7 protein-coding genes are annotated in these 4,545 nt (G+C 62.5%); all 7 read left to right on the forward strand.

Annotated features, from left to right (window positions below):
- A partial coding sequence (locus tag WBB85_RS23230) for a CpaF family protein (protein ID WP_432640931.1) occupies positions 1 to 1,017 on the forward strand: 1,017 nt, incomplete at its 5' end.
- Positions 1,018 to 1,268: 251 nt separating this feature from the next.
- A complete protein-coding gene (locus WBB85_RS23235; protein WP_432640932.1) occupies positions 1,269 to 1,418 on the forward strand; it encodes a hypothetical protein in 150 nt (49 codons plus the stop codon).
- Between the two features lie 31 nt (positions 1,419 to 1,449).
- Complete coding sequence (locus WBB85_RS23240) at positions 1,450 to 1,599, forward strand: hypothetical protein (RefSeq protein ID WP_432640933.1); 150 nt, start codon at positions 1,450 to 1,452, stop codon at positions 1,597 to 1,599.
- Positions 1,596 to 2,261, forward strand: a complete 666-nt coding sequence (locus WBB85_RS23245) for a TadE/TadG family type IV pilus assembly protein (RefSeq protein ID WP_432640934.1) — start codon at positions 1,596 to 1,598, stop codon at positions 2,259 to 2,261. Before WBB85_RS23240 ends, WBB85_RS23245 begins: the two co-directional genes overlap by 4 nt.
- A 23-nt stretch (positions 2,262 to 2,284) precedes the next feature.
- Entirely contained in the window at positions 2,285 to 3,712 is a 1,428-nt protein-coding gene (locus tag WBB85_RS23250) for a hypothetical protein (RefSeq protein ID WP_432640935.1), read from the forward strand.
- On the forward strand, positions 3,702 to 4,310 hold the full coding sequence (locus WBB85_RS23255) for a hypothetical protein (RefSeq protein WP_432640936.1): 609 nt from the start codon (positions 3,702 to 3,704) through the stop codon (positions 4,308 to 4,310). The genes WBB85_RS23250 and WBB85_RS23255 overlap by 11 nt, the downstream gene beginning before the upstream one ends.
- A partial coding sequence (locus WBB85_RS23260) for a hypothetical protein (protein WP_432640937.1) occupies positions 4,298 to 4,545 on the forward strand: 248 nt, incomplete at its 3' end. The genes WBB85_RS23255 and WBB85_RS23260, both read left to right, overlap by 13 nt.

Raw genomic sequence — 4,545 nt, forward strand, 5'->3', positions numbered from 1 at the left:
GAGGCGGCATATGACGCGTTGGTGCGGCACCTGATGGGGCCGCTTGTCGCCTATTACGACGATCAGTCAGTTTCCGAGATCATGATCAACGGACCCGATGAGATTTTCATCGATGGCCGGAACGGGATTGAAAGGACGCCGCACCAAATGCCGGACGCGGCGGCGCTTCGGGCGCTCGCCCGGGTCATCCTGCAATATTCGGGCAAGCGTCTGACCCCGGATCATCTGTCGCTTGAGGCGCGGATGCCGAACCGGTCGCGGGTCCATATCGTGCAGGATCCTGCGGCCACATCCGGCATTACCATCGCCATAAGGCAATTCGCGCGCACGCCGCCGACGCTCGACGATCTGATCGAAGGCGGGTCGCTGACCGGGGACGCAATCGCCTGGCTGCGCGAACAGGTTCTGGGCCATCGCAACATCATCATTTCGGGCGGCACCGGCACCGGCAAGACGACGCTTCTGGGCATGCTCGCGCGGATGATGAACCCCGAGGAGCGGATCATCACCATCGAGGATGTGGTGGAGCTGGACCTGCGCATGCCGCATGTCGTGCAACTGGAAGCGCAGATGCCGGATGCCAAGGGGCGCGGCGGGGTCACGATCCGCGACCTCTTCCGCGCGACACTGAGGATGCGGCCCGACCGCATCCTTGTCGGCGAATGCCGGGGCGGCGAGGCGCTCGACATGATCCAGGCGATGAATTCCGGCCATGCCGGATCGCTCTCGACCGTGCATGCCGATGATCCGATGCGGGCGCTTTCGCGGCTGGAAACGCTCTGCCTCATGTCCGATGTCGATATCCCGCTGATCGCGGTGCGCCGTCAGATCATCGAGGCGATTGACCTGATCGTTCAGGTGCAGCGCCGCGATGGCCGCCGTGTCGTCGTCGACATCGCCGAAGTGGTCAAGGACGATCCCGGCGCCGATCTTTATGCGACGCGCCCCGTGTTCCATCGCGCAGGCGGCGATCCGGCTAACCCGCTGGAGCGCGTTTCCCCCGCCGCGTCGCACTGAATACGACGCCCCCGTTCCCTCCTGCCATTCCGGTAATCTCCTGAAGGCGGACACCTGTTCCGCCACGCGAGGAGAGATCGACCCATGTCACTGGAATATCTGCTTGTTTTCGCCCTCGGCCTCGCCGTCGCAACGGTTCTGGCGACCATGGGAACCGAGATCGTCGACTTCGTCATTACCCAGGTCAAAGCAATCATGAGCTGACCCAATCCATGTCAAAAACGCCCAAATTCATCAGAAGGAAAACCAATATGACCCTCGAAAAGCTTCTCATCTTCGGGTTCGCCCTTGCAGCCCTGTTCGCGATCACGACGGTCGGCACGAACATGATGAAAGATCGCGGTACCGCGAATGACGAATTCAAGCAGGAAGTCGACGGTCTGAAGAACGCCGGTTTCTGAGCAACCCTGAACCTGCGGTGGGACCGAAGCGATGACCCTTGAAAAGCTCCTGATCTTTGGCTTCGCGCTGGCCGTGGCCTCGGCGCTGACCTTCACCGCGACGAATATGGCGAAGGACCGCAAGCCGGATTACGACGGCTACCAGTCGAAGGTCCAGGACACGCTGGACAAGATGAAATGACCCGCCGGATGCGTCATATCCTTCGTGACCGCGCGTCGCAGGTCCTGACACGGCGGCGGCGGGCCGCCATCGGGATCGAGGCGGTTCTGACCTTCCCCGTGCTGCTGGTCCTCTTCGGTGCCGTCTCGCAGATCATGATCACCGCGCAGGCGCGGGGTTATGTGGAAATGGCCGCCTATTCGGCCGCCCGCAGTGCCCTTGTCCACAAATGCCCGCCCTTCAATCTGACCCAGATCTTCAGCTCGCCCTTTGCGGCCGTCGCCGCATTCCAGTGCAAGGATCAGCCGCAGAAATGGGAAGACGCCGCACGCTGGGCATTGATCGCGGCCTCATCGACCTCGGATTTCGCGCCCTCGCGCGGCGCTTGTCCGCAGATCCCCGCAGCACAGCGTGTCATCACCGGCACGGGCAAGACCGGCGGCTATGACGCGGCCATCAAAAACAGCATCTGCTACGCGTTTGAGCCTGAGAATGTCGAGGTTTCGGTCGAATGGGTCCAGTCCGGCTTCAGCCTGCTGTCCAGCGCGAATTCGACCCCGATCCGGGCCAAGGTGCGGTTCAAATACCCGCTCTCCACTCCGTTCCGCCGTTTCCTGATGGATGGCAAGCGCGGGGATGGCACCTATTGGCGCTGGGGCGAAGCGGTGGTGGTGCTGAGATGATTGGCACAAGGCTCAGATCGCTGATGTCACGCCGCCGCCGGGGCGCGATCGCGCTGGTCGTCGTGGCCGCGATGATCCCGGTATCGGCGATGATCGCGGCGAATGCCAATAGCGGTCAGATGGTCAATGAACGCCGCCTTGTGCAGGACGGGGCCGACGCGCTGGCCGCGATGCATGGCACCTGGACGGCGCGGTCGCTGAATATTCTGGCGATGAACAACGTCACCGAAACCCAGCTTCTGACCGTCGCCATCGGATCCGAGGCGCTGGCCGGAACGCTTGCCGAGATCGGCATCGCGGTCGGCACGGTCAATGCGACGATCGGCGCGCATATCCTGCAATACTGCAATACGGGCGAGGCGATTTCAGCGGCGGCCTGTGCGGCGCTCAACGAGCTGGTGGCCATCCCCGCCGATATCATCGGCATTATCGCCCTGAACATGCATTTCCGTTACCGGCCCGATCACGGCATGGATGTCGCGAACCGGTCGCTGCGTGCCATCGAGGGTATGAACCGCGCGATCATCGAACGCCTGCCGCGTGCGATGAGGGAGATCGGCACGGACTACGCGCGCGAACTCAAGATCGACGAATTTCACTTCGCCGATTCCTGCAACAGCCCCGAGGCGAAGAATTGCCAGCGCACGAACAGCAATGACGGCATGGCCCTGCCGGTCGAGACGGGCGGGATCGAGACCTATATGCAGTATTGCGCGGCGATGGATCGCGGCGCGGCGCTGGGTTTTTCCACCTTTCAGGCGCGCGGTTTCGGGGCCAGCGGCGGCCCGATGACCAAGGGCGGGCGGCGCAAACCCCATGTCCGCGATCACATCCAGTCGCTGACCCGGATCGACAGGTATCTGAAATTCTTCAAGGATTTCTACGAAAACGCCGTGCTTGTCGGCACCAACGGCATCACCGATTTTCCGCAATGGGCCAATCTGCAGGGCCAGCAGCGGCGGCAGGACAACAGCTTTCTCCGCCGGTTCAACAACAAGCGAAATTCCCTTTGTTTCTTCGGCGGCACCCGAAACGGCATTCCCGCTTTGGGCCTGTTGCCGATGATCGAAGCGCCGGTGCCGACCTTCTGGAAGCTGAAGGATATACATCCGGTCAGTCTGCCGATCACCCAGCCGGACAAGATGCCTGATCCGTTCCGCATCCTTGCGCTGGTGCAGAAGGACAAGGGCAAACGGCTGGCGACGCAGGTCCTGACCGAAGATGTGGAGAGCCATTTCGGCTATGGGCAGGCGGGCGTATTCAACCCCGATGGCGCGGACCTCTTTTCGCAGAACTGGCGCTACCGGCTGATGCCCGCGACGCGGATGGACGACCCGTCCAAGATGGCCCGCGATCTGAGGCGGCAGGCAAAATCGGCATTCGGGCCATTGGCGACGGCCCTGTCCGCTGTATCTGGGGCAGCAGGCTGGGGGCGGGTCAATGCGCATTGATCTGATGAGCCGCCGCAAGGGATCGATCTCGCTCGAGGCGATCATGGCCATGCCCGTCGCTTTGGTGATCATCCTCGCCACCCGCTACATCGCTGAAGGCATGCTGACCCGGCAGGAGGTCGCGGTCTATACGCGCGCCAGCACGATCTCTGCCGCTGCTGCCACGGGCCCCGCCTTCGGGTCATGCACTACCGACCGGACAGGGATCGCCGCGAAATCCGGCATCTCCCAGACCGTCGACGCGACCTGTGCGCGGTATCGCGCCGAACAGGGCCTGTCGCGCGAAAAACCGTTCTTCCGCGCGCTGAAGGATGGTGCAAGGGCCTGGCCCCGGATCATCCGCGATGTGGAGATCAAGCGGCCGATTCAGGATGTAAAGGGCCGTGGCACCGGCACCTTCCTGATGGACAAGCCCGATTTCCTTGTCTCGCAAGGGGCCGTGACCTCAAAACAGGCGTTCCTGTTGCCCGAGATGAAGTTCTGGGATCACGGCAAGACGCCCTTCAAGTCCGGTCATGACAAGGTCATCTGGCAGGCCCTGCGCCAGCACGGAACCTATCAGCTTTTCCCGAAGGTATTCCCATCATGGAACAGATGATCCTCCGCGCGCTTCTTGTCGTCCTGACATGGCTTTGGGTCATGCCGATTGCCGCCGAAGATATGGCGACGATCCGGACCTATTCTGCAACGCTTACGCTGCCCCCGGAAGCGGCGGCGGCACGGTTGAATGCGGATCTCGGTGGGCTGATGGAGGTCCGCGAGGAAGGCGGCGTGCGCTATATCGACTATGCCGGGCTCGACACGCCCGAACCGCTCCGCCGCTTTCTGGGCCT

Origin of the sequence: Albidovulum sp. (assembly GCF_049646345.1) — a bacterium.
Classification (GTDB): domain Bacteria; phylum Pseudomonadota; class Alphaproteobacteria; order Rhodobacterales; family Rhodobacteraceae; genus Albidovulum.

Bases quoted from the DNA above. Each gene is read 5' to 3' on its own strand.
- WBB85_RS23240 (WP_432640933.1), top strand. From the start codon at position 1,450: ATGACCCTTGAAAAGCTCCTGATCTTTGGCTTCGCGCTGGCCGTGGCC.
- WBB85_RS23245 (WP_432640934.1), top strand. From the start codon at position 1,596: ATGACCCGCCGGATGCGTCATATCCTTCGTGACCGCGCGTCGCAGGTC.
- WBB85_RS23235 (WP_432640932.1), top strand. From the start codon at position 1,269: ATGACCCTCGAAAAGCTTCTCATCTTCGGGTTCGCCCTTGCAGCCCTG.
- WBB85_RS23250 (WP_432640935.1), top strand. From the start codon at position 2,285: ATGTCACGCCGCCGCCGGGGCGCGATCGCGCTGGTCGTCGTGGCCGCG.
- WBB85_RS23255 (WP_432640936.1), top strand. From the start codon at position 3,702: ATGCGCATTGATCTGATGAGCCGCCGCAAGGGATCGATCTCGCTCGAG.